At 74.0% G+C, this 22,978-nt stretch carries 21 protein-coding genes; 15 read left to right on the forward strand and 6 right to left on the reverse strand.

Annotated features, from left to right (window positions below; all coding sequences use genetic code 11):
• The first annotated feature begins 158 nt into the window (after positions 1-158).
• Positions 159-1,253 carry a hypothetical protein gene (locus tag ABD332_RS24715; protein WP_344504467.1) on the forward strand — a complete coding sequence of 365 codons (1,095 nt, stop codon included), beginning with the start codon at positions 159-161 and terminating at the stop codon, positions 1,251-1,253.
• 10 nt (positions 1,254-1,263) lie between these two features.
• Here the strand turns inward: ABD332_RS24715 and ABD332_RS24720 are convergent, their stop codons facing one another.
• Together ABD332_RS24720 and ABD332_RS24725 are read right to left on the reverse strand one after the other, a co-directional pair.
• Positions 1,264-1,767 (reverse strand): PASTA domain-containing protein, encoded by a 504-nt coding sequence (locus ABD332_RS24720; protein ID WP_344504468.1) that lies wholly within the window; start codon positions 1,765-1,767, stop codon positions 1,264-1,266.
• 26 nt (positions 1,768-1,793) lie between these two features.
• On the reverse strand, positions 1,794-3,962 hold the full coding sequence (locus tag ABD332_RS24725) for an Hsp70 family protein (protein WP_344504469.1): 2,169 nt from the start codon (positions 3,960-3,962) through the stop codon (positions 1,794-1,796).
• 70 nt (positions 3,963-4,032) lie between these two features.
• Here ABD332_RS24725 and ABD332_RS24730 point away from each other — a divergent pair, with 70 nt between their 5' ends.
• The 8 genes from ABD332_RS24730 (at position 4,033) to ABD332_RS24765 (ending at position 8,761) form a co-directional block, all read left to right on the forward strand.
• A complete protein-coding gene (locus ABD332_RS24730; RefSeq protein WP_344504470.1) occupies positions 4,033-4,911 on the forward strand; it encodes a DUF72 domain-containing protein in 879 nt (292 codons plus the stop codon).
• A 17-nt stretch (positions 4,912-4,928) separates the two neighbouring features.
• Complete coding sequence (locus ABD332_RS24735; RefSeq protein ID WP_344504471.1) at positions 4,929-5,615, forward strand: histidine phosphatase family protein; 687 nt, start codon at positions 4,929-4,931, stop codon at positions 5,613-5,615.
• A 42-nt stretch (positions 5,616-5,657) separates the two neighbouring features.
• The gene (locus tag ABD332_RS24740) at positions 5,658-6,482 is read left to right on the forward strand and encodes a YbaB/EbfC family nucleoid-associated protein (RefSeq protein WP_344504472.1); all 825 of its coding nucleotides are present in this window, start codon (positions 5,658-5,660) and stop codon (positions 6,480-6,482) included.
• A 4-nt stretch (positions 6,483-6,486) separates the two neighbouring features.
• Positions 6,487-6,819 carry a hypothetical protein gene (locus ABD332_RS24745; RefSeq protein ID WP_344504473.1) on the forward strand — a complete coding sequence of 111 codons (333 nt, stop codon included), beginning with the start codon at positions 6,487-6,489 and terminating at the stop codon, positions 6,817-6,819.
• A 2-nt stretch (positions 6,820-6,821) separates the two neighbouring features.
• Complete coding sequence (locus ABD332_RS24750; RefSeq protein ID WP_344504474.1) at positions 6,822-7,316, forward strand: WXG100-like domain-containing protein; 495 nt, start codon at positions 6,822-6,824, stop codon at positions 7,314-7,316.
• Complete coding sequence (locus tag ABD332_RS24755; protein WP_344504475.1) at positions 7,309-7,806, forward strand: EndoU domain-containing protein; 498 nt, start codon at positions 7,309-7,311, stop codon at positions 7,804-7,806. Before ABD332_RS24750 ends, ABD332_RS24755 begins: the two co-directional genes overlap by 8 nt.
• Before the next feature lie 18 nt (positions 7,807-7,824).
• Positions 7,825-8,238 (forward strand): hypothetical protein, encoded by a 414-nt coding sequence (locus ABD332_RS24760; protein WP_344504476.1) that lies wholly within the window; start codon positions 7,825-7,827, stop codon positions 8,236-8,238.
• A 274-nt stretch (positions 8,239-8,512) separates the two neighbouring features.
• On the forward strand, positions 8,513-8,761 hold the full coding sequence (locus ABD332_RS24765) for a hypothetical protein (RefSeq protein WP_344504477.1): 249 nt from the start codon (positions 8,513-8,515) through the stop codon (positions 8,759-8,761).
• Here the strand turns inward: ABD332_RS24765 and ABD332_RS24770 are convergent.
• Complete coding sequence (locus tag ABD332_RS24770; RefSeq protein ID WP_344504478.1) at positions 8,750-10,711, reverse strand: ABC transporter ATP-binding protein; 1,962 nt, start codon at positions 10,709-10,711, stop codon at positions 8,750-8,752. The two genes, ABD332_RS24765 and ABD332_RS24770, sit on opposite strands and share 12 nt — an antisense overlap.
• 326 nt (positions 10,712-11,037) lie before the next feature.
• Positions 11,038-11,538, reverse strand: a complete 501-nt coding sequence (locus ABD332_RS24775; RefSeq protein ID WP_344504479.1) for a YcxB family protein — start codon at positions 11,536-11,538, stop codon at positions 11,038-11,040.
• Between the two features lie 202 nt (positions 11,539-11,740).
• Between ABD332_RS24775 and ABD332_RS24780 the strand changes: the two genes are divergently transcribed.
• From ABD332_RS24780 to ABD332_RS24795, 4 genes are all read left to right on the forward strand, one after another.
• On the forward strand, positions 11,741-12,838 hold the full coding sequence (locus ABD332_RS24780; protein ID WP_344504480.1) for a glycoside hydrolase family 26 protein: 1,098 nt from the start codon (positions 11,741-11,743) through the stop codon (positions 12,836-12,838).
• Between the two features lie 80 nt (positions 12,839-12,918).
• Positions 12,919-14,376 carry a hypothetical protein gene (locus tag ABD332_RS24785; RefSeq protein ID WP_344504481.1) on the forward strand — a complete coding sequence of 486 codons (1,458 nt, stop codon included), beginning with the start codon at positions 12,919-12,921 and terminating at the stop codon, positions 14,374-14,376.
• Positions 14,377-14,485: 109 nt separating this feature from the next.
• Positions 14,486-15,646 carry a PucR family transcriptional regulator gene (locus tag ABD332_RS24790; protein WP_344504482.1) on the forward strand — a complete coding sequence of 387 codons (1,161 nt, stop codon included), beginning with the start codon at positions 14,486-14,488 and terminating at the stop codon, positions 15,644-15,646.
• Positions 15,647-15,782: 136 nt separating this feature from the next.
• Positions 15,783-16,820: a TerC family protein gene (locus tag ABD332_RS24795; protein ID WP_344504483.1), complete on the forward strand. Its 1,038-nt coding sequence runs from the start codon at positions 15,783-15,785 to the stop codon at positions 16,818-16,820.
• Here ABD332_RS24795 and ABD332_RS24800 read toward each other — a convergent pair.
• Complete coding sequence (locus ABD332_RS24800) at positions 16,703-17,314, reverse strand: GNAT family N-acetyltransferase (RefSeq protein WP_344504484.1); 612 nt, start codon at positions 17,312-17,314, stop codon at positions 16,703-16,705. The two genes, ABD332_RS24795 and ABD332_RS24800, sit on opposite strands and share 118 nt — an antisense overlap.
• A gap of 72 nt (positions 17,315-17,386) precedes the next feature.
• On the opposite strand from ABD332_RS24800, the gene ABD332_RS24805 reads away from it, so the two are divergent.
• Both ABD332_RS24805 and ABD332_RS24810 read left to right on the forward strand, forming a co-directional pair.
• Entirely contained in the window at positions 17,387-20,821 is a 3,435-nt protein-coding gene (locus tag ABD332_RS24805) for a DUF4132 domain-containing protein (RefSeq protein ID WP_344504485.1), read from the forward strand.
• Positions 20,822-20,935: 114 nt separating this feature from the next.
• Complete coding sequence (locus ABD332_RS24810) at positions 20,936-21,994, forward strand: Gfo/Idh/MocA family oxidoreductase (protein WP_344504486.1); 1,059 nt, start codon at positions 20,936-20,938, stop codon at positions 21,992-21,994.
• Positions 21,995-22,191: 197 nt separating this feature from the next.
• Here the strand turns inward: ABD332_RS24810 and ABD332_RS24815 are convergent, their stop codons facing one another.
• The gene (locus tag ABD332_RS24815; protein ID WP_344504487.1) at positions 22,192-22,956 is read right to left on the reverse strand and encodes a phosphatase PAP2 family protein; all 765 of its coding nucleotides are present in this window, start codon (positions 22,954-22,956) and stop codon (positions 22,192-22,194) included.
• Positions 22,957-22,978 lie beyond the last annotated feature (22 nt).

Raw genomic sequence — 22,978 nt, forward strand, 5'->3', positions numbered from 1 at the left:
TACGACCGTCCATGCGGTCGGGTCAACATCGGCAATCATCATTGGCTCAGGGTGATCGCCCCGGCACGCAGTGATGTCAGGATGGCGACACTCCGTATCGAACCCGCTACTCGCCACGTCTCCATCGCCGCGAACCCACCGAGCACGAAGGAGCTGCGATGCAACCCGAATACCGGCTGGCCCCGGGCAACCTCGTCGACCTGTACGCCGACGCCACGCACACGGGCAGGCTGAACAAGCGGATCGGCACCGGCGAGGTGCACGTGGTCCTCGACGGCGGCGCGAGGTACAAGGTCCGCGTGCTGACCAGCGCCACCGTCGGGCTCACGCCCGGCCAGTTCACCGAGATCGACGCCGCCCTCGTCCACCAGCAGTCGCTGCGGGTCGAGTCCGGCACCGCCCTGTCCGGCAACGATCCCCGCACGCTGCTCGGCGACCCGCGGGTCACCCAGTACCTGGGGGCGCGCGACCGCGGCGCGCTCGCCCAGACGGACAAGGACGGGGCCGACCGGCACGCGTCGGTCGCGGGGAAGATGGCCGTCACCGGCGACGTGCTGGGCGAGATCGTGGGCAACCTCAAGCGCGCCGAGCCGGCGCTGCGCCCGGACCTGGGCGAGGTCGGCGCCGTCAGCTGGATGATCATCGACGGCAACCCGTACACGGGCGTCGGCGGGGGCGGCGGCGCGGCCAAGGACCAGGCGCTGACCGTCAGGGTGTTCCCCGACGGGCCGCTGTCGTCGCTGCCCGTCATCAGCACGGCCGACCTGGACCTCGAGTTCGAGCGGACCATGCGGGCCCGGCTGGGCCACATCGACGAGATCGCCGACCAGCTCCTGGCCGACGAGAAGAGCGTCGCGAAGGGCGAGGACTACGCGGCCGCCCTCCGCGGCTCACTGGCGGCCTACGCCACCACGCTCCAGTCGCTGCTCGGCGCCCGGCCGTCGCCCGGCACGGCCACGCGCGCCGAGCTCGCGGACGACAACACCGCGATCCGCCGGTCGCTGCGCCAGCACCTCAAGACCACGAAGGCGCAGGACATCACGTACTTCGAGACCTACCTGTTCCACAAGGGGGCGACCGAGAAGCAGATGTGGGCGTCGGTCGGCCGGCTCGTCGAGTCGCTGCCGCAGCAGGCCGCGGTGGTCGACCTGGTCGGAAGCCAGTTCTCGCGGCAGGGCGACGGCAGGTTCCTGCTCGTGGCCACCCGCCGCTACGCACACCTGATCACGCCGAAGGTCACCCAGACCACCTGAAGGGACCGGGTCAGACCCGGCGGGTGCAGGTCAGCACGATCGCGGTCGTCGTCGGCACGCGCGCGCCGGCGGCGGCCGACTGCCGGGTCACCGTCCAGTTCTGCGGCAGCACGACGCTCGTCTCGGCGGCGTCCTGCGAGCCGAACCGCACGTCGCCGAAGCCGAGCCGCTCCAGCTCGATCCGGGCGGCCGCCGCGTTCATGCCGACCAGGTTCGGCATCGCGACCGTCGCCGCCGCCGTCGTGGCCGGTGCACCCGGCGCGCCGGGGCTGCCCGGTGCGGGGGCGGTGGTGGCGGCGCTCGTGCCCGCGGTGGGGGAGCCCGGGTTGGCGTTCGCCGCCGGTGTACCGGCGGTCGCCGCCGGACCTGACGTCGCGGGGCCCGCGGCAGGGCCGCTGCCGCCGTCGCGCCCGGCGATCACCAGCCCCGCGACGACGGCCGCCGCGACGGTGACGGCGGCGGCGCCGACGATGATCCCGCGCTTGCCCCGCGGCGGCGGTACTGGAGAGTCCACGGCCGGATTCTGCCCCCGCGCCCGCGTCACGGCAATGTGAGCGGGAGGTCCTTGCGGTCGGGGTTGCGCAGGTCGGTGTCGAACACGCGCAGCGCGAACCCGCCCGGTCCGGTCACCGGCCAGCCGAACACGAACTCGACCAGCTCGTCGCGCCGCTCCTCGCCGTTGTTCAGGTGGAACGCCGGGTACCGCTGCGGCGCGCGGACCGAGCCGTCCGGCATGACCAGCCGCAGCCCGTCCGGGCCGACGCCGGCGTACCAGCTGCCGCTGAACGACACGTCGAACGCGCAGCCGATCGCCCGGTCCTTCGCGCTGACCTGCTGGTGCGCATCGAGGAAGTCGGTGCGCAGCTCGCAGGTGACGTTCTTGAACGTCAGCCCGTCGGTGGCGGCCGTCGCCGGCGCCAGGATCTGCACGGGGCCGACCACCGGCGGGGCCGAGGCGCCCGCCCGGAACGGGATCTGGGCGGTGAGGCGGTCGTCGCCGCCGACGGTCAGCACCCCGTCGGCGAGGTTCACCGGCCCCTTGACCGGAAAGGCGACCCCCACCTCGACGTCGGAGCGGGCGCCGACCCGGCGCGACCCCGTGTAGCCGCCCTGCGTCGTCCTGTCGCCGAACCGGATCGACATCGGGACGGTGATGCCGAGCAGGTCGGCGTCCTCCCGGCCGCGGTTGCCGACCTTCAACTCGACGCGCACCGGCTGCTCGGCGCCGGGGTCGTAGGTGGCCGTGCCGAAGTCGATGCGGAAGCCCGCGTACCAGGCGGTCCTGCCCACCTGGACGGTCTGCTTCCCGCCGGCGGCACCCGCGGCGGCGGTGCCGGCGCCGGTGGTGCCCGTCGTGTCGCCGGGGCTCCGGTTTCCCTGGCTGCCGCCCCAGTTGTACTGCAGCGCCAGGAACACGGCGAGGACGACCACGACGAGCGCCGCCACGCCACCGGCACGCATCCGCCCGCTCCCCGGGGTCGGCCCGGGCACCGCCGGCGCCGGCAGCGGCGGCCCGCCCGGCGTCGCGTCCCCGGGCTGGGACGACCAGCCGGCCGTCGCGCCGGCGGTCCGCTGAGACGGGTCGTCGGCCGGTGCGGCGGTGGGCTGCTGGGGCGGGTCGCTCGGGTGGACCGCGCCGGCCGGGACCGGCTCCTGCCCGTCCGGCACGTGCACGCTGCCCAGCGCCACCACCAGCTCCGGCTGCTCGACCAGCGTCGGCGCCACCTCGAACCGCCGGTGCAGCAGCGTCGCCACGAGCGGGATCCGGCTCGACCCGCCGACCAGGTACAGCCCGTCGAGCCGGCGCACCCCCGCCCGGTCCGCGAGCGCGGCGAGCACGTCGACCGTCCGCACCAGCCACGGCATGGCGACGGCCTCGAACTCCTCCCGCGACAGGTACGCGTCGATCTCGAACCCGGGCACCCGCACCACCGCCGACGCGGCCCGCGACAGCTGCTCCTTCGCGCCCCGGACGTCGTCGCGGAACGCCTGCAGCACCCGCCGCCCCGCCGGGTCCGCCGGCTCGACCAGCCGCCGCCAGCGGCGCGGCTCGCGGGCGCCGACGGTCCTGCCGAGGTGGTCGACGAGCGCCGCGTCCAGGTCGATGCCGCCGACATCCTCGAGCCCGGTGGTCGCCACGACCTGCCAGCCGCCCGCGCCGGCGCGCAGGAGGGTGACGTCGAAGGTGCCGCCGCCCAGGTCGTACACCGCGACGACCCCACCGGCAGGGACGGGATGATCGCGCCCGAGGGTGTGGTGCACCGCCGCCGCGACCGGCTCCGGCACGAGTGTCACACCGGTGAGCCCGGCCCGCCCCGCCGCCCGTAGCAGCACCTCGCGCCGCCGCGCCGCCCACGACGCCGGGCACGTCAGCACCGTGCGCTCCGCAGGGCCGCCGAGCACCCGCGCGGCCTCCCGCGCGACCCGGCACAGCGGCGCGGCCACGATGTCCTCGACGTCGTGCTCGGCGCCTCCGAGCAGCACCCGCCCGTCGTCGACCCGCAGTTTCGGGTTGGGCTCGAACCGGCTCGGGTCCTGCAGCGCGGCGCGCAGCGCGTCCCGCCCGGTCAGCAGCGTGCCGTCCGCGGCGGCAGCCACCGCCGACACCAGTAGCGGCGACGCGTCGAACAGCAGCGGCGCCCCGGCCGCCACCGCCACCGTGTGCGTGGTGCCGAAGTCGATCCCGAGCGCCATCCCACCTGGGGTCACGGCCCGCGATGTTAATCGATGTCTGCAACGCCGGGTTTACCGCCGGCGCCGGCGGGGACGCTGTGCCGGTATGGGTGAGATCAAGGTCGGCACCGCCTCGTGGACGCACCGGTCGCTGCTCGAGTCGGGCTGGTACCCGCCCGGCGCCAGCACCCCGGAGCGCCGCCTCGCCCACTACGCCACCCGGTTCCCGATCGTGGAGGTCGACGCGACCTACTACGCGCTGCCCGCCGAGCGCACCGCCGCCCTCTGGGCCGGGCGCACGCCCGCCGGGTTCACCTTCAACGTCAAGGCGTTCGGCCTCCTGACCGGCCACCCGACCCGGGTCGCCGCGCTGCCGAAGGACCTGCGCCCCGCCGCCGGCCGGCCGCGCGTGTACCCGGACGACCTGCCGCCCGGCACGTACGAGGAGGTCTGGACCCGGTTCCTCGCCGCGCTCGACCCTCTCGCCCGCGCCGGCAAGCTCGGCGCCGTGCTCTTCCAGTTCCCGCCGTGGTTCACCGCCCGCGCCGCGAGCCGCCGCACGATCCTCGACGTCGCCGCCCGGTGCCGCCCGGTGCGCGTCGCCGTGGAGTTCCGGCACGCGTCCTGGTTCGCCGGCGACGAGCGGGAGGCGACGCTGCGGTTCCTGCGCGAGCACGACCTGCCCTACGTCGTCGTCGACATGCCGCAGGGGCACCGCTCGTCCGTCCCCCCGGTCGTCGAGGCCACCTCGGACCTCGCCGTCGTCCGCTTCCACGGCCACAGCCCCAACTGGACCAGCGGCGACGTCGACGAGAAGTTCGCCCACTTCTACACCGGCGCCGAGCTGTCGGCGTGGGCCACGCACCTGCGCGCCCTCGCCGGCCGTACCGGCGAGACCCACGCCCTGTTCAACAACTGCTGCGCCGACAACGCGCAGCGCAACGCCGCCCGCCTCGTCGAGCTCCTGGACGACTGCGAGCGCTGAGGTGCGACCATCGATCGATGGGGACCTCGCTCGGCGAACTGGCGGTCGTGCGGCACGGGCAGAGCGCGGCGAACGCGGCGTTCGCGGTGGCGGAGGCCGAGGGGCGCCTGGACAGCGGCGTCACCGGGCCGGACGCCGCCGTCGTGCTGACGGGGCCCGGGCGGGCGCAGGCGGCGGCGCTCGGGCGGTGGCTGGCCGCGCAGCCGCCCGACCGGCGGCCGGAGGCGGTCGCGTGCTCGCCGTTCCTGCGCGCCGTACAGACGTGGCGGCTGGCGCGGACCGAAGCCGCCGCGCACGGCGTCGCGCTGCCGGACGCCACCCTCGACGACCGGCTCGTCGACCGGCGGATGGGCGAGCTCGAGCTGCTCACCACCGCCGCGGTCCGCGCCCGGTTCCCGGCGGAGGCGGCCCGCCGCGCGGCGGCCGGCGAGTTCGGCTACCGGCCGCCCGGCGGGGAGTCGTTCCACGACATCGCGGCGCGCGTGCGGGCGGCCCTCGACGACCTGGAGCGCGACCATCCCGGCCGGCGGGTCTGGATCGTCGCGCACGACGCGGTCGTCCTCACCCTGCGCCACCTGCTGGAGCCGCTCACCGTCGAGGAGGTCACCGCCGTCATGGCCGCGGGCCCGGTCCTCAACGCGTCCGTCACCCGGTTCGACGGTGACGGATTGCTCACGTACAACGCCGTCGACCACCTCAGGTAGCTTGTTAGGGGGTCCGGCGGGGGTACGACGGGGAGGTGGACCATGACGGACGACTATGCGCGGCGCATCGACGAGGCGCAGCGGCAGCTCGCCGAGCTGCGGGCCACCGCCGGCAAGGGGCCCGGTCCCCAGCCCGGGGAGGCGGAAGGCGCCGGGCGTGCCGGTGACGGGGCCGTCGAGGCGGTCGCCGACCGCGGCCGGCTGCTGTCGGTCACCCTCGCCCCGCAGGTCATGCGGCTCACCGACGAGGAGCTCGGCGAGCTGCTCACCGACGCGGTCAACCAGGCGCTGCGCCGGTCGAGGGCGCGGCTGCTCGGCGCTGCCGGTGACGACGCCCCGCCGCCGCTGGCCACCCTGGAGACGAGCGTCGAGCAGGTGCGCGACCAGGGCGAGCGCGCGATGTACGAGATCCAGGCCGCGCTCAACCGGGCGATCGGCAGGGTCGGTGACCGGACGGGACTCGGCGGCGACACCGGCGGGCAGGGGCTGGAGCAGCTGCTCGCCTCGCTCACCAGTACATTGCGCGCCGCACAGCACAAGACGCCCGACCAGGACCAGGAGCCGGACCACACCGGCGCGGACGACGAGGGCCACGTGTCCGCGCGGGTCGACGCCGGTGGCACGGTCACCGGGTTCGCGTTCGGGCCGCGGGCGATGCGGCTGCCCTCGATCGACCTCGCCGCGCACGCCGTGACCGCCGTCAACGCCGCGCTCGCCACCGCCGGCACCGCCGCGGCCGAGCGGTCCGCCGCCGACCTGGCCGACCTGCGCCGCCGGGTGGGGGAGCTGCGCGAGGCGAGCGTGACCCAGATGACCCAGCTGACCGCGTCGCTGACCGGGATCATGTCGAGGATCAGGGAGCCGTGAGCCGATGCCGTCCGACCACGTCGAGATCGACCCCGAGGGCATCATGCGCTCCGGCGACGGGATCATGTCCGCCGCCGACGTGATCAACCGGGAGATCACCGCGTTCCAGGGTGAGCTCGCGGCGTACGGCGAGCCGTGGGGCGCCGACGACATCGGTTCGCTCATCGGGATGGTGTACGGCGTGATCTCCGACCTCGCGTTCGAGACCTACGCGGGCAACACGGAGGAGATCCAGCAGATCGGCGCGACCGCCCGCCAGATGGGGCAGAACTACGTCGACAACGAGGCCGGCAACAAGGCCGACCTCAACGCCTACAAGCAGATGCTGGGCGGCTGAGCATGGGCCTGCAACTCCCCGGTGAGCTGATCTCGCTGCTCGGCATGCTCGGGTACTCGTGGCCCGAGGCCGACGAGACGAAGCTGTTCGAGATGGGCGGGGCGTGGATGGCGTTCCCGGACCGGATCACCAGCGGGCTCGCCGACGCCGACGCCTCGGCTTCTCGGATCTGGACCGACAACAAGGACTCGGCCGTCGAGGCGTTCCAGGCGACGTGGCAGCAGGGCGACTCCGCCCGCACCAACCTGGAGGACGGCGCGACCGCCGCCCACCTCATCGGCGCCGGCCTGATGATCTGCGCGGGCATCGTGCTCGCCCTGAAGATCAACGTGATCGTGCAGCTGATCCTGCTCGCGATCGAGATCGCGCAGGCCATCGCCACCGCGATCGCCACGTTCGGCGCGTCGTTGCTGGAGATCCCGATCTTCAAGATGATCACGCAGTTCGTCATCGACCAGCTGATCGACCTCGCGCTGAACGCGGTGCTGGGTGGTTAGACGCAGCCACGGCGGCCGCAGCAGCGGCGTCTTCCAGCCGGTCGAGAAGTGGCTGCGGGCGCGGCTGCGGCACCCCCGCTACCAGCACGTCTTCCGCGGGCATGTGGTGCGCAAGCCGCACGGGCTGCGCGGCTCCGGCTACCACCACCGGCACAACGGCTGGAACCCGCCCGGCGCCCGGGTCCGCCGCGACGCCGACGGCATGGAGATCGTCCTGGAGCGCAACCCGTCCGGCACCTACCGCGCCCGGGTCGACGTCCAGGCGGCCGACGGGACCTGGCACCCGAAGGACGGCTCCAGCACGTTCTTCCCCGACAACTGGCACCCCCAGCGCGTCGAGGACGCGATCAAGGACGCCTTCGCCAACCGCACGCCGCACCCCACCAACCCGCGCCGGTGGCGGGGGCAGTCCGACGGCCTGACGATCGAGGGCAGCTACGATAACTTCCCGACGACCAGCTCATGGAACTCGGCCTGGCCGCTCAATTAGGACGGGGTGTCTTCTGCAATGCGTGACCGGGTCACTTTCAGCATCGGCGAGTACGGGGTCCCGTCGGCGAAGACCGAGACCGGCCACTTCAACCTTCTCGCCGGCCAGCTGATCAGCGACATCATCCGGTACGCGCCCGACCTGCTGATGCTCCTGGACAAGATCGACCGGGTCCGCGCCGGCGAGTCGTCCGCCGAGGAGTACGAGGGCAACTCCTCGCTCTTCCTCGCCACCCCCGACGGCGTGCAGGTCTCCGACCTCGAGGAGGACGGTGACTCGGCCCTCTACACGTTCGACGAGACCCGCGCCGTGATCCTGCAGTACCTGGACTTCCTCGCCCCCTCGCCCGCGCAGAAGCAGGACGCCGTGTCCCGCTGGGAGGCCGAGGCGGGCCGCCCGTTCCCGGCCCGCGGCGAGCTCGGCCTGTCCTGACTCTCCCCGCCCGGCACGTCGGACGGTGACTGCGCCGTCGCTGGGAGTCGGCGTGTAACGCGGCGCGGGCCTCATCCGCATCTTCCGAAGCATTGATCGTTCGCTCCGGAAGGATCTCCCGTGTTCGATTCCACGCCCTTCCGGTGCGCCGTCGCGCCCGCCGACGGTGCCTGACGTTGCTCACCCCCCGGAAACGCCGGGCCGGCAGAGGTGCCACTGCCGGTCCGGCGCCGGAGCACGGCGATCCCGTCCAGGACCGGCGAGGAGAGGTGCGGTGACCGACCCCGACATCCGATGGGTGCTGCTGTACCGGACGGCCGCCGAGTGGCGGTTCTCGGTGGGCGAGTTCCCTGAGAACGTGGCCAGCGGCATCCTGCCGGACACCCCGCTGGACGCCCCGGCCGAGGCCGCCCAGCGCGACGTGCGGGCCCATCTCGCGCACGGCTGGCCGTCCCCGGACACCCTGACCTGGCGGCAGACCAGCGCCGACTCCTGGGCGGCGGTGCCTTTGTCAGGCCCGTGACGGCGATCCGGCGCCGCCGCCGGGTGCGCCGCCGCCGGGTGCGCCGCCGCCGAGTGTGGCGGCGCTGGGTGCGCCGCCGTTCGGTGCGGTGCCGTCCGGTGCGGTGCGGTCGGGTGTGGTGGTGTCGGGTGTGGTCGCGAGGAAGCCGCCGGACTGGCGGGTCCACAGGTCGGCGTAGAGGCCGCCGCTGGCCAGGAGGTCCGCGTGGGTGCCCTGCTCGGCGACGCGGCCCTCGTCGAGGACCACGATCCGGTCCAGGTGGGCGATCGTCGACAACCGGTGGGCGATCGCGATCACGGTGCGGCCGGCCATGACGGCGGCGAGGGTGTCGTGGATGGCGGCCTCGGCCTCGGAGTCCAGGGCGGACGTCGCCTCGTCCAGGACCAGGACCGGGGCGTCCCGGTAGAACGCGCGGGCCAGTGCGATCCGCTGCCGCTGGCCGCCGGACAGCCGCACGCCCCGCTCGCCGACGTGCGCGTCGAGGCCGGTCCGGCCGTCCGCGTCGCGGAGCGCGGCGACGAACGCGGTGGCGGCCGCGCGCTGTACCGCTGCCGCGATCCGCTCCTCGTCGCACGGGCCGGGTCCGGCGATGTTCTCCCGGACGGAGCGGTGCAGCAGCGTCGCCTCCTGGGCCACCATCGCGATCTGGTCCCGCAGGCTCTCCTGGGTGACGGCGGTGATGTCGGTGCCGTCGATCGTGATCGTGCCGGACTCCGCGTCGTGGAAGCGCAGCAGCAGCCCGACGAGCGTGGACTTGCCGGCGCCGGACCGGCCGACGACGCCGACCCGCTCGCCGGCCGCGATGTCGAGGCTGATCCGGTCGAGCCCGCCCGCTCCCCGGCCGTAATGGTGGCTGACGTTGGTGAAGGCGATCGCGCCGCCGCGCACCTCGAGCCGGCCCGCGCCGGGCCGGTCGGCGACGGCCAGGGGCTGCGCCACCGTCCACAGCGCCCGGCGCAGCACGCCGACCGCGCCGAAGAGCGCCGACACGGCGTCCAGCAGCCACTCGCCCATCGCGGTGATCCGGAAGCTGAGCGCCAGCGCCGCCGCGACCAGGCCGATGGGCGCGGCGCCGGTCCGCCACAGCGCGATGCCGTAGCCGGTGAGGCCGACCAGCAGCGCGCCGCCGAGCGCCAGCATGGTGCAGTTCATGGTGACCTCGACCCGCTGCAGGTCCAGGTGCGCCCGGCGGGTCCGCGCGAACACCCGGCGGTCGTGCTCGGTGCGGGCGCCCCGGCCGCCGAGCAGCGCGAGCGTGTCGACGTTGGCGTAGGAGTCGACGAGCAGCCCGGTCAGCTCCGACTCGGCGTCCTGGAGGCGCTCCGACGCGCGCCGGAACCGCGGCACCGCCCAGCGCATGAGCAGCGCGTACGCGACGATCCAGCCGGCCAGCGGCAGCAGCAGCCGGGCGTCGGTGCCGGCCATCAGCCACACCGAGCCCACGACGTACGCGACGACGTGCAGGAGGGTGTGGATCACCGAATACGCGGCGGTGCTCGCCGCGTCGCCGCCGTCGCGGACCCAGGTGGCGATCCGCCCGGCGAGGTCGTCGCGGAACCAGCCGACCGACTGCCGCGACACGTGCCGGTGTGCGCGCCAGCGGGCGAGCGGCCGTGCGTTGGCCCGGAACGCGATGTCGTCCAGGGCCTCGCTGGCGGTGGTGAACAGCGGCCAGACGACGAGCACGAACGCGGCGACGGTGAGCAGCTCCCTGCCGTGCGTGGCCCAGAGCGTGTCCGGGCTGCCGGTGGCGAGCAGGTCGACCAGGTGCCCGGCGTAGCCGATGAGCCACACCTCGATCGCCGCGGACAGCAGCGTGGTGGCGGCGGCCGCGGCCACCACCGGCCGCAGCGGGCGGAACTCCTCGAGGAGAAACCGCCGTACCCCGGCGGCGGGGGCGCGGTCGTCAAGCGGGAACGGGTCCGTGGGGTTCTCGAACAGACGGAACACGAAGCGCCTTTCGGGCGGGGGAGACGGACGGGAGGCCGGGGTGAGCGCCGGATGCCTGCATGACCGTTCTCCTCTTCGTGTGTCTGTGCCTGTGGCCGAACCTATCGGTGCCCGTGCGGCACCGCACCTGATTAATCGTTTCCGAAGGCACGCCGGAATGGTCCGCCGCGATGCATGGCGGACCATTCCTTGCATTTCACGGAATTGCTACGTCATTCCAATGTTCAGATGGAGGTGGAATAGACGTACACGCCGAGCGCGCTGATACCGCCGTGTGCGACCGCGAAGTAGGTGCCGTTGGCTGTTCGGTCAGCGGACGCTGAACATCAGGGCCCGGCCGGTGGCAGGCTGCCGCGCGCCACCAGGAATTCGCGCAGCGACTGCTGCTGTTCGGCGGTCATGAACTGCTGGGGGATCACCGTGTAGGGGAGCCGGCCGGTGAACAGCACCCAGAAGCCGCGGTCCTCGGTGACCTTGGTGACGTCGTCCCAGTCGAGGCTGCCGCGCTCGGTGCCGCTGCGCATCGTCACCGTGTCGTCGTTGATGTCGTAGCCGCCGTCGACCGCGAGGCCGTCGAGGCGCCGGCGGGCGGAGCGGCGCGCCCAGAACGGGAACAGCATCGACAGCACGCCGACGATCAGGATGACGGTGAAGAACGGGCTCGCGTCGAAGTCCCGGCCGCCGATCGGCACCCACAGGCCGACCAGCCCGAAGGCGATCAGCCCGAAGCCGATGTAGCGGTACTTGCGCAGGTAGACGTCGCTGAGCATGGTGGCGACCCGGGCCGCGTACGCGGGGTCTGCCGGGACGTCGAATCGGATGTGCACCCGCGGAACGATACCGCGCTGCAACGTGCGTGCCGGCTTCGGTGTTCACGGGTGTCCACCGGTGTCCACCGGTGGCGCGGACATCGAGCGTGGGGCGGACACCTCAACGGCAACCGGTGGCGAACCGGGGGCGCTCCGTCCGCCCCGGAATCTTGTTCTGGTCAGGCCGCAGGGGCCCGGCGCGAGTACCTGGGGAGATCTTTTGACGTTCGCCACGCTGAACTCCGACCGTGTCCGTCGCGTCGTCCGCCGCCTGCTGCCGATCGGAGTGCTCGCCGCGGGTGTCCTCGCCGGCGCCGGCGCCGGCACCGGCACGGCCGCGTTCGCCGCAGACGCCACGGCCGCGGGCCCGCAGTGCACGGTGGACGCCAAGCTCGTCCCGACCTGCGGCGTGCTGTGGGGCGCGGCCGCCGGCGGCTTCTCCGACGTGCCCCGCGACCAGGCGCTGAAGACCTTCGAGCAGAAGACCGGCCGGACCGCCGCGATCTACCACACCTACCACAAGGGCAACGAGCTCTTCCCGACCAAGGACGAGGTCGCGATGACCGCCGACCCGGCGCGGCCGCGCACCCTCATGCTCAACTGGAAGGTCGCGTACGGCTCGACGTGGGCGAAGGTAGCCGCCGGCGCGCAGGACGCCCGGATCGACCGCGAGGCCGCCTACCTGAAGGCCAACTTCACCAAGCCGTTCTTCCTGGTGCTGCACCACGAGCCGGAGAACGACGTCAACCCGAAGGCAGGCTCGGGCATGACCGCGAAGGACTTCGCCGCCATGTACCGGCACACGATCCTGCGGCTGCGCGCCGCCGGCGTCACCAACGCCGTCTCGACGATCGCCTACATGAACTACGAGAAGTGGAACAACTCCCCGTGGTGGGGCGACCTGTACCCGGGCGACGACGTGATCGACTGGATCGGCGTCGACTCCTACCTCAACGCGCAGCCGAACGGCTTCCACAGCGGCGACTTCACCTCGCTGATGAACCGCACCACCGGCAACCAGAAGTCGAAGTACCCCGGCTTCTACACCTGGGCCACCACGAAGCACCCCGGCAAGCCCGTCATGGTCGCCGAGTGGGGCGTGTACGACTCGTCCGCGAAGGTCAACGGCGCCAACAAGGCCAAGACGTTCGACACCGTGCTGAAGAACCTCGCGGCGATGCCGGCGATCAAGGGCCTCGTGTACTTCGAGACCGCCCGTGACCAGTCCGGCCACGACATCCGCGTCGACGACACCCCGCAGGCGCTGACCGCGTTCAAGCGCGTCGCCGCCGACCCGCGCTTCGACGTCAAGCTCTAGGTTTTCCACAACCGCCACGTTTTCCACAGCCGCCCCGGGCCTTCGGTCCGGGGCGGCCGGCGTTTTGGCAGACTGCCCCCATGAGCGACATGCCCAGCGGGATCGTCATCCCCACCGTCGACGGTGCGCCCAGCACGTCCGCACTCGGGCGGGGCGTCGTCGCCGACGCGCTGCGGTCGGTGGCGCCCGACTGGGCCCGCGAGGCGGAGACGACGAAGAACTGGCGCGGTGAGTATCTGCGCCACTTCCACCGGCTCGTCGAGGCCGGGCTGCCGTCCCGCGAGGCCGCGCTGGCCATCGCCGGCGACGGGCTCTCGTCGTTGCGGTCGCGGATGCGGTTCCGGCCTGCGCCGGACGCCGACGAGCAGCCCCTGGACAGCGTGTTCGACTCGCCGGCCGGCGCGCCCCTGCGGACCGCCACCGTCGCCGGGTCGGGCGAGGCACGGCGCTCGCTCGTCGTGCCGTATCGCGGCGAGCGGCTCGAAGGCGACCGCCTGCTCCGGCAGCTCGACGCGTGGGTCGCCGGCGGCGTCATCGAGCCGTCGTGCGCGGAGGCGGTGCGGACCGTCGCCGCCAACCCGGCGTGGCTCACCCTCGAAGGGCGACCCGTCGTGGTGCTGGGCGCCGGGGCGGAGATGGGGCCGCTGACGGCGCTGCTGCGCTGGGGCGCCGACGTCGTCGCCGTCGACCTGCCCCGCCCCGCCATCTGGCAGCGGCTCCTGGAGACCGCGCACCGCTCCGGCGGGCGCCTGCACGTGCCCGTCGCCCAGGAAGGCGCCGACCTCGCCCAGCACGCGGGCGCGGACCTGCTGCACGACCTGCGGCGGGTCGCGGACTGGCTCGGCGAGGTCGACGGCGCGCCCGTGCTCGGCAACTACGTCTACGCCGACGGCCCGCTGAATGTCCGGGTCGCGGTCGCCGTGGACGCGCTGACCGTGCGCCTGCGGCAGGCGCGGCCCGACCTCGCGCTCGCGTTCCTCGCCACGCCGACGGACGTGTTCGCCGTGCCGGACGACGCGGTCGACGAGTCCGGCCGGCGGTATGCGACCGCGAAGGGCATCGGGCGGCTCCGCGGGCCGCTGCGAGTCCTCAGCGGCGGGCGGCTGCTCGCGCCCAACTACCCGGGCACCCTCCCGGGCATCAACGACAGCCTGGTGCCGCAGCAGGGCCCCAACTACGCCCTGGCGAAGCGGCTCCAGCGGTGGCGGGCCGCGCACGCCCGGGCGGACGGCGCCACCGTGTCGCTGACCGTCGCGCCGGCGACCCGGACCCGCAGCGTCCTGAAGAACCGCCTGCTCGCCGCCGCCTACGCGGGCGCGCACCGCTTCGGCATCGAGATCTTCGAACCGGCGACGAGCAACACCCTCATGGCGGCGCTGCTCGTCCACGACCTGCACGTCCCGCCGTCGCCGGGGACGCATCCGTGGCAGGACGAGGCGTTCGCGGCGGCGCACGGCGGGCTGTGGCGGCAGCCGTACGCGCCGCGCAGCGCCCTCGGCATCGCCGTCCTCTTCGGCTTCGGCACCGCCCGCGGCTGAGACCGGCGCGCGGCGGCCTGCCTGGTATCTGCCTTGTATCTGCGCGGTATGACGCCGCGGCGGTTGTAGCCTGGTTGTCCGGGCTTTCGTACGTTTGGGTGGTGGCAGGGTGTCCGACCTCGAGCGGATCGCCGCCGCCGCGGCGGGCGACGCGGGTGGGCTGGACCCGTCGCTGCTCGGCGGGTTCCTGACCGCGGTCGTCGCGGCGACCGCCGACGGCCGGCGGCTGCGCCGCCGTGAGCTGGAGGCGTGCGCGGCGTCCGGGCGCCGCGCGGCCGTGCAGGGCGTGGCGCTGCGCGCGCTGGTGGACCTGTACCTGTCGGCGGCGTGGCGGCTGTGGCGCGACGCGCCCGACGTGGCCGGCGGGGACGCCGCACGGGTCCGGGGCTCCGCCCTCGCCGTGCTGCGGGCCGCCGACGACGGCGTGGCCGCGCTGGTCGAGGGGTTCCAGCTCGCCCGGGCCGACGTCATCCGGCTCCAGGAGGCCGTCAAGCACGACGTCATGGAGGCGCTCCTCGCCGGCGGCCAGCAGGCGATCGAGGCGACCGGCCCCGCCGCCGACATCGGGCTCACGCTGTCCGGGCCGGTCGCGGTGCTGGTGGTCCGCCGGCCCTCGGGCTTCGGCGGGCCGGACACCGCCGCCATCCCCGGCCGCCTCGAGCGGGCGCTGCAGGGCCGCCACGGCGACGCGCAGCCGCTCGTGCTGATCCGCTCCGGCGAGGTGGTGTGCGTGTTCGCCGCACCCGACGCCGCGGCGGTCGCCACGGTCCGTGACGTCGTCACCCGCGAGCTGGACCGGGCGGTCCGGGGCCCGGGGCGTGCCTGGCGGGGCGCGGTCAGCAGCCCCCGGATCGGGGCCTCGGCGGTGCGGACCAGCCACGACGAGGCGCGGTATGCCCTGGACCTCGCCGACCGGCTCCGCCTGGAGCAGCCCCTCGTCGACGCGCGGGACCTCACCATCTACCGGGTGCTGCTGCAGGACCTGCCGGCCGTCCACGACCTGGTCCGCAGCACCCTCACCCCGCTCACCCGGGCCCGCGGCGGTGCCGGCCACCTGGTCGAGACCCTCGACGCGTACTACTCGACCGGCTGCGTCGCGACCGAGACGGCGGCCCGGCTGAACCTGTCGGTGCGGGCCGTCACGTACCGGCTGGCGCGCGTGGCGGAGTTGATCGGGAGGGACCCGGCCGATCCTGCCGAGCGGCTCACCCTCCACGCGGCGGTCACGGCCGCGAGACTGCTCGACTGGCCGTCGACACCCCTCGACTAGCGGTCCTCAAGCCGCTCTTTCTTGCCGGTCGTCGGCAACGTTCACCCGGCCGAATGTCCTGCGGCCGACGCAGCGGGAGGCCCGGGTCGCGGGTGACGCTTGAACCCAGACAGCTTGCTATCTGGAGGGATGGTTCATGCTCGACGTACCGATCTGGCTGTGGGCGACGTTCGGCATCGGTGTCGTCGTCATGCTCGCGGTCGACCTGCTCGCCCACCGCAAGGAACACGTGATCGGCTTCCGCGAGGCCGCCAAGTGGAGCGCGGTGTGGGTGGCGCTGTCGCTGGCCTTCGCCGGCCTCGTCTGGGCCACCCTCGGCGCGGAGGCGGGCGTGGAGTTCACGACCGCGTGGCTGCTGGAGAAGAGCCTGTCGGTCGACAACCTCTTCGTGTTCGCGCTGATCTTCGGCTACTTCGCGGTGCCCAAGCAGTACCAGCACCGCATCCTCTTCTACGGCGTCATCGGCGCCCTCATCTTCCGGGCGATCTTCATCGCGGCCGGCGTCGCGATCATCAGCAAGTTCACGGTCGTGCTGTTCGTCTTCGCGGCGATCCTGCTGTGGAGCGCGTACAAGCTGCTGAAGGACGACGAGGACGACTACGACCCGAGCACCAACATCGCCGTGCGCCTGGTGCGCAAGGTGCTGCCGGTCCAGGACGAGTACTCCGGTGCGAAGTTCTTCGTCAAGCAGGGCGTGAAGTGGGTCGCCACCCCGATGCTCGTCGTCGTGGTCGCGATCGAGGCCGCCGACCTGGTCTTCGCCGTCGACAGCGTGCCGGCGGTGCTCGCGGTCAGCGACGACACGTTCATCGTCTACTCCTCCAACGCCTTCGCGATCCTGGGCCTGCGGGCGCTGTACTTCCTGCTCGCCGGGATGCTGGACCGCTTCCGGTACCTGTCGAAGGGGCTGGCGATTATCCTCGCCTTCATCGGCGTGAAGCTGGTCCTGCAGGCCGCGCACAAGACGATCAGCACCTCCGTGCCGGAGATCCCGTCACTGGTGAGCCTGGCGGTGGTCGTGACCGTGCTGGCGGGGTCGGTGCTGCTGAGCCTGCGTCACGCGCCGGAGCCGTCTTCGGAGCCGTCTGCGGAGCCTTCGTTGGAGGGCGGTCCGGAGGGGCCGTCGCTGGAGAAGCCGTCGGACGCCAGGAGCGACCAGATCTCGAGGTCGTGACGGATCCCCTTGTACGGGTGAACCTCCCGCAGCACGCCGTCCCGGCGCATACCGAGGCGGCGTGCTACGGCGCTGCTGGCCGTGTTGTCCGTCCGGCAGCGCCACTCGACGCGGTGGATGCCGCGGGTGTTCACCGCCCAGTCGATGAGCACCCGCACCGCCATCGTGATGAGCCCCCGCTTCTGCCCGGCCGGCTCCAGCCAGCAGCCGATCTCGCAGGTGCCGGCCTGCGCGTCGAACGCGACGAACATCGTCCCGCCGACGAGCGTCCCGTCGAGCCAGATGCCGAACAGCCGGCCGGCGTCACGTGCGGCGAGGTCCGCGTACCGCTGCAGCGTCGCCCGCGCCGTCTCCAGGTCCGTGCTGACCCCGGCCCACGGGATCCACGGGTCGACGGTCTGCCTGGCGCGGTCCATGTGGGCGAGGAACTCCCCGGCCTGCCACGGCTCCAGCGGCCGTAGCTGCGCTGCTTCGGTGAGGGCGACGCTGAACATGATCCCTACGCTATCGTCCCCGGATTTTTTGTCGGGGGGTGGCGTTATGGTGACGGCATCGGGGGGTGCTTGATGTCTGTTCGCCAGTTGCTCGATGAAGCGTTGCCCGCGGTGCTCGGGCATGTCGAGACGCCTCCGGAGATCGCCGCCGCTCCCGCGTCCTCGCCGCTCGGGCTCGCGGTCGCCGTCGCCGTGCTCGCGCGGCGGCTCGACCGGTTTCCCGAGTCCGAGTTCGACGCGCTCGTCGACACCTGGGTGGCGACCCACGGGGCCCGGCACGTGGCACGGGCGGTGGCCGAGCTCGCCGGCCTCTACGCCGGCGCCGGCCGCACGGGCGCGACGGCGCTCGTCACCTGGTCCACGCCCGCCGGCCCGCGCCAGGCGTTCCTCCGCGACGCCTGGTCACGGTTCGCCCTGCGACTGCGGCCACACCTTCCCGCGCCACTCACGACCGCCCCCGCGACGGTGGTGCCGCCCACGGCCGTCTCCGCAGCGGTGGTGCCGGGCATGGATGAGGCTGCGGCGGTCGCTCCGGGCGCGGCCGGGGCTGCGGGGATGGCACCGGGCGCGGCCTTGTCCGAGGCGGCGCCGCGGGCGGCCGGGTCGGGCGTGGCAGCGTCTGCGGTGTCGGGCGCGACCGGGTCGGGTGTGGCTGGGGCTTCGGCGGTCGGGCCGGGCGCGGGCGTGGCCGAGGCGGCGGTGTCGGGCACGGCCGAGGCTGCGGCGATGGCGGAGGATCTCGCCGCGCTGCGGTCCGACCCGCGGCCGCTGCGGCGGTTGACGGCCTCACTGCTCGCACCGGCCGTGACGGCCTGGGTCGACGAGGACTGCGCGACCTTCGCCGCGGCCGGCGACGAGACGATGTGCCGGCTGCTGCTGCCGTCGGTCCGCAGCCTCGACCAGCTCGACGTGCTCCTGCGGGTCGTCGCGCCGCAGTGGCTGTTCTGGGACGAGCCGACGATCTCCGGCCTGGCCGCGGCGATCGGCCCCGCCATCGAGCCGCACCTCACGCACTGGCTGCGCACCGAGCCGCTGACCGCCGACGCCGTCGCGTGGACGGCGGGGGTTCTCGCCACGTTCCCGACGGACTCCGCGTTCGACACTCTGGTCTCGCGCTCCGGCGAGCGCCGGGTGCGTCCGGCCCTCGCCAAGGCGATCCAGCGCTTCCCCGACCTGGCCCTGCGCCGCCTCGCCGAGGCCCCCGCCACACCGACGATCGACGTGCTGCTCGCCGCGCACGTCCGCGCCGACCCCGCCCGCGCCGCCCGCCTGCTGCCGGCCCTCAGCCCACCCGCCGCCGCCCGCGTCGGGGCGATGCTGCGCGTGGAGTCCGCACCGCCGGCCGCTGTCCCGCCGATCCTGGCCACCCCGCCCTGGACCACCACCGCGCCGGCCACCCCCGTCGTCCCCGGCCTGGCCTGCCCCGACCCGCCGGCCGTCCCCGGCGGCGGCCCCTGGGCCGCGGCGAGCGCCGACGCGCTGCTGGACCGGGTCGGCCCCGACGTCGCGGCATGGATGGCCGGCTGGTTCGCCCGCTCGACGCAGACCCGGCCCGTCGCCGAGCAGTGGCTGCGCCGCCACCCGGCCGAGGCCGCGTCCGCGCTGATCCCACCGGCGCTGGCCCGCCCCGTCACGGCCCGCCGCGACGCCTCCGCGGCCCTGCGGTTCCTCGTCCGAAGTGGACACACCGCCACCGTCCTCGCCGCAGCCGACCGCTACGGCCCGGCCGCCCTCGCCGGCGTCCAGGCCCTGCTCGCCACCGACCCGCTGCACCTGCTCCCCGCCCGCATCCCCACCACGCCCACCTGGGCCGACGCACTGCTCCTGCCCGCCCTCCGGGTCCGCTCCACCCAGCCCGCCGACCCGGTCCGCCCCGCTGACGCGGTTCCGCCCGTCGACGCGGTTCTGCCTGCTGACGCGACCCGGCATTTCGTGACGATGCTGGCCATGTCGACCCTCGACGACCCGTACGCGGGGGTTGCCGTCGTCCGGCAGGTCTGCGACCCGGGGAGCCTGGCGGAGTTCGGCTGGTCGCTCTACCAGGGCTGGCGCGCCGCGGGCAGCCCCGCATCGCAGCGGTGGGCGTTCACGGCGCTCGGACTCATCGGCGACGACTCGACAGCGGCGCGGCTGGCCCCGCTCGCGCTCGCCTGGCCCGCCGCGGGCGAGCTGACCAACGCCCGGGTCGCCGTCGACATCCTCACCACCCTGAGCACCGCTCCCGTCGCTCCCTCAACCCCCGACCTCAACTCTCCGACGCCTGGCCTGCCGGCGGCTGACCCGCCGAGCCTTGCCGGTCCGCCGTCGGGTGTCGGGTCGCTCGGCGCGCTGCGGCAGCTGGTTCGCATCGCGGGGAGCGCTCGCGGCAAGCTGAAGGAGCACGCCGGCCGCCGGGCCGCCGAGGCCGCGGCCACCGTCGGGCTCGGTGCGGAAGAGCTCGCGGACCGTCTCGTGCCGGACCTCGACCTCCCCGCCGACGGGGCCCTGACCCTCGACTACGGCCCCCGGCGCTTCACCGTCCGTCTCGACGAACAACTCCGCCCGTACGTCCTCGAAGACCCCGCCCACCACCGCAGCGACCCTGGCCGCGGGGAGTCGCGTCGTGGGGAACTGCTCCGCCGGGAGCTGCCGAAGCCCGGGGTGCAGGACGACTCGGTGCTGGCGCCGGCGGCGTATGCCCGGTTCGCCGAGTTGCGCAGGGAAGCCCGCACCATCGCCGCCGAGCAGACCCGCCGCCTCGAAGTCGCCATGGTCGATCAGCGGCGCTGGTCTGCCGCCGGCTTCCGCGACAGCATCGTCGCCCACCCGGTGCTGCGTGAGCTCGCCCGCCGCCTTGTCTGGGCGACGTTCTCCGCCGCTGGTGACGGCCCGGGCGGGGCGTTCCTTGCCGCGTTCCGTGTCGCGGAGGACCTCACGTTCAGCGACGTCGACGACGAGCCCTTCGTCCTTGCCGCTGACGCCGTGGTGGGGATCGTGCATCCGGTCACCCTGGGGGAAGGTCTCGGTGCCTGGGTGCGGTTGTTCGCCGACTACGAGATCGTTCAGCCGTTCGTTCAGCTGGGCCGTGCCGTACACCAGCCAGCCGCCGCAACAAGCGCCGGCAGCGCGGTCCGTCCCGGGGAGGACCTTGCCGCGCGGCTCGGTGTGGACGGGCGGACGACCGATGCGCGGCGGCTGTACGTCCTCGACCGGCGCGGCTGGGTCCGCGCACAGGCAGGCGACGGCGGGCGCATCCGGTCGGTGACGCGGCGGGTGCCAGGCGGCTGGCTGGTGGTGGTCGACCTGGAACCTGGCGTGTTCGTCGGCCGGTCCGACGGCAGTGGCGAGCAGACCGTGACGGTCCGTGTCTTGCATGACCATCCCGGAGGGCGGCGGCCGCAGGACGGGGGCGTCGCGCCCGCCAGGACCGCTGCCGGCGTGGCCTGCGCCGCGTGTGTGGCGCCGGTCGGGCTCGACGCCGTCACGTACTCGGAGATCGCCCGCGACCTGCAGGACCTCGTGACATGACCGCAAGCCCGCGACCGCCGCGGTCGGGTGTCGTGCCGGTGGGCCGCACTCCGCTGACGGGCTCGGGCAGGGATCTCCGCATGGGCCGCGGCGGGGTAGGGGAGACTTCAGGGCATGAGCGACACCACCTTGCGCGTCGGGCTGGTCGGGTACGGCACAGCCGGCGCGGCGTTCCACGCACCACTGATCAGCACGACGCCCGGGCTGGCCCTGAGCGCGATCGTCACCGCCAACCCGGAGCGCCGCCGCGCCGCGGCCGAGGCGTACCCCGGAGCGACGCTGCTGGCGGCGGCCGAGGAGCTGTGGGCGGCGGCCGGCGAGCTCGACGTGGTGGTGGTCGCCTCGCCGAACCGGACCCACGCGCCGCTGGCCCGGGCGGCGCTGGAGGCGGGGCTGCCCGTGGTGGTCGACAAGCCGCTGACCGCGACCGCCGCGGAGGGCGAGGCGCTGGTGCGGCTGGCGGCCGAGCGGGGGCTGCTGCTCAGCGTGTACCAGAACCGGCGCTGGGACGGGGACTTCCTCACGGCCCGGCGGCTGGTGGAGTCCGGGGCGCTCGGCAGGGTGCTGCGGTTCGAGTCGAGGTTCGAGCGGTGGCGGCCGGTGCCGAAGGGCGGCTGGCGGGAGAGCGCCGACCCCGCCGAGGCCGGTGGGCTGCTGTACGACCTCGGCAGCCACCTCGTCGACCAGGCCCTGCAGCTGCTGGGTCCGGCGACCGAGGTGTACGCGGAGGTCCACACCCGCCGCGCCGGCATCGAGGTCGACGACGACGTGTTCGTGGCGCTGCGGCACGAGGGCGACGCCCGGTCGCACCTGTGGATGAGCGCGCTCGCCGCTTCGCCGGGGCCGCGGCTGCGGGTGCTGGGTGACCGCGCGGCGTACACGAAACACGGCATGGACGTGCAGGAGGACGCGCTGCGGGCGGGCCGCCTGCCGACGGAGCCCGGCTGGGGCGAGGACGACCCCGCCCGCCACGGCGTGCTCACCGTCGACGGGCAGGACCAGCCGGTGGCGACCGAGGCGGGCGCGTATCAGCGCTTCTACGAGGGCCTCGTCCTCGCCCTCCGCGACGGCGCGCCGCCGCCGGTCGACCCCGCCGGTTCGATCGCGACGCTCGCCGTGCTGGAGGCCGCCCGCCGCTCGGCCGACGACCGCCAGGTGGTGAAGCTGGCCTGACCCGCCCCGTGCCGCTTCGCCGTGGCGACCCGGACGCAGGCCGGCACCCGGCCTGCGGTCCGCGGACGCCATGGAGTGCCGGGTGGGTTGCAGGGGGTGCGGTCCGCGGGCGGTGGGTTGCAGAGTGCCGTCCGTGGGCGGCCACGAAGGGCTGGGTCGGTTGAATAGGGTGCGGTCTGCGGCGGCGCCGGTGGGCGTCAGGTCGCGGCGGGGCCCGCCGGTCCCGGTCGGAGGGGTCGCGGGGGTGCCGCCGTCGTGAGCGGGCCGGTGGTGGACTCGCGCCGGCGGGGCACGGCGGAGCGGCCGCCCGGGTTCCAGGGCACGGTCTTGTCGAGGATGCCGCGGGCCATGATGTACAGGCAGGCCGCCCCGTTGACGAACGACGCGACGACGTCACTCGGGTGGTGCATCCCGCGGTACATCCGCGTCAACGCCACACCGAGCGGGATGGCGACCAGCGCCCACGCGGTGGCCCGGGTGAAGGGGCGGGTGGCGGCGCGGGCCAGCAGGAACGCCAGTCCACAGTAGAGCGCGACGGCGGCGGATGTGTGCCCCGACGGGAAGCTCGACGTGGGCAGCGAGCCGTCCATGCGCTCCACCGCCGGCCGCTGCCGGTGGATCGCGAGGGTCGTGAACAGGAACACCGCCGCCTGGGCGCTCACGGCCGCGCACAGGAACAGCGGCTCGCGCCAGCGGCGCAGGAGAAGGACGAGGACGGTCGCGGCGACCGCTGTGACGGCGATGATGGCCGGTGTACTGGCGATGGTGCTGAACACGAGCGAGACGTCCGTGCGCGGGCCGGTGCGCTCCGCCGCCAGGGCACGGTTGACGCTGTCCTCGACGGTCAGCGGCCACACGCCGGGTAGCGCTCTCGTCACGAGGAGTCCGAGTCCGACGAGCAGTCCGTACAGGAGCAGCACCGGCAACAGGAGACGGACGGCGACGAGTGACGCGAGGCGCATGCCGGTGCTGGTACCCGTCGAT

Source organism: Dactylosporangium maewongense (assembly GCF_039531485.1).
GTDB classification, from domain to species: domain Bacteria; phylum Actinomycetota; class Actinomycetes; order Mycobacteriales; family Micromonosporaceae; genus Dactylosporangium; species Dactylosporangium maewongense.

What these genes read in the sequence shown, in the direction of transcription:
- ABD332_RS24740 (WP_344504472.1), top strand. Translation starts at nt 5,658, where the DNA reads ATGACGGACGACTATGCGCGGCGCATCGACGAGGCGCAGCGGCAGCTC.
- ABD332_RS24810 (WP_344504486.1), top strand. Translation starts at nt 20,936, where the DNA reads ATGAGCGACACCACCTTGCGCGTCGGGCTGGTCGGGTACGGCACAGCC.
- ABD332_RS24800 (WP_344504484.1), bottom strand. Translation starts at nt 17,314, where the DNA reads ATGTTCAGCGTCGCCCTCACCGAAGCAGCGCAGCTACGGCCGCTGGAG.
- ABD332_RS24715 (WP_344504467.1), top strand. Translation starts at nt 159, where the DNA reads ATGCAACCCGAATACCGGCTGGCCCCGGGCAACCTCGTCGACCTGTAC.
- ABD332_RS24795 (WP_344504483.1), top strand. Translation starts at nt 15,783, where the DNA reads ATGCTCGACGTACCGATCTGGCTGTGGGCGACGTTCGGCATCGGTGTC.
- ABD332_RS24760 (WP_344504476.1), top strand. Translation starts at nt 7,825, where the DNA reads ATGCGTGACCGGGTCACTTTCAGCATCGGCGAGTACGGGGTCCCGTCG.
- ABD332_RS24750 (WP_344504474.1), top strand. Translation starts at nt 6,822, where the DNA reads ATGGGCCTGCAACTCCCCGGTGAGCTGATCTCGCTGCTCGGCATGCTC.
- ABD332_RS24785 (WP_344504481.1), top strand. Translation starts at nt 12,919, where the DNA reads ATGAGCGACATGCCCAGCGGGATCGTCATCCCCACCGTCGACGGTGCG.
- ABD332_RS24735 (WP_344504471.1), top strand. Translation starts at nt 4,929, where the DNA reads ATGGGGACCTCGCTCGGCGAACTGGCGGTCGTGCGGCACGGGCAGAGC.
- ABD332_RS24815 (WP_344504487.1), bottom strand. Translation starts at nt 22,956, where the DNA reads ATGCGCCTCGCGTCACTCGTCGCCGTCCGTCTCCTGTTGCCGGTGCTG.
- ABD332_RS24730 (WP_344504470.1), top strand. Translation starts at nt 4,033, where the DNA reads ATGGGTGAGATCAAGGTCGGCACCGCCTCGTGGACGCACCGGTCGCTG.
- ABD332_RS24805 (WP_344504485.1), top strand. Translation starts at nt 17,387, where the DNA reads ATGTCTGTTCGCCAGTTGCTCGATGAAGCGTTGCCCGCGGTGCTCGGG.
- ABD332_RS24745 (WP_344504473.1), top strand. Translation starts at nt 6,487, where the DNA reads ATGCCGTCCGACCACGTCGAGATCGACCCCGAGGGCATCATGCGCTCC.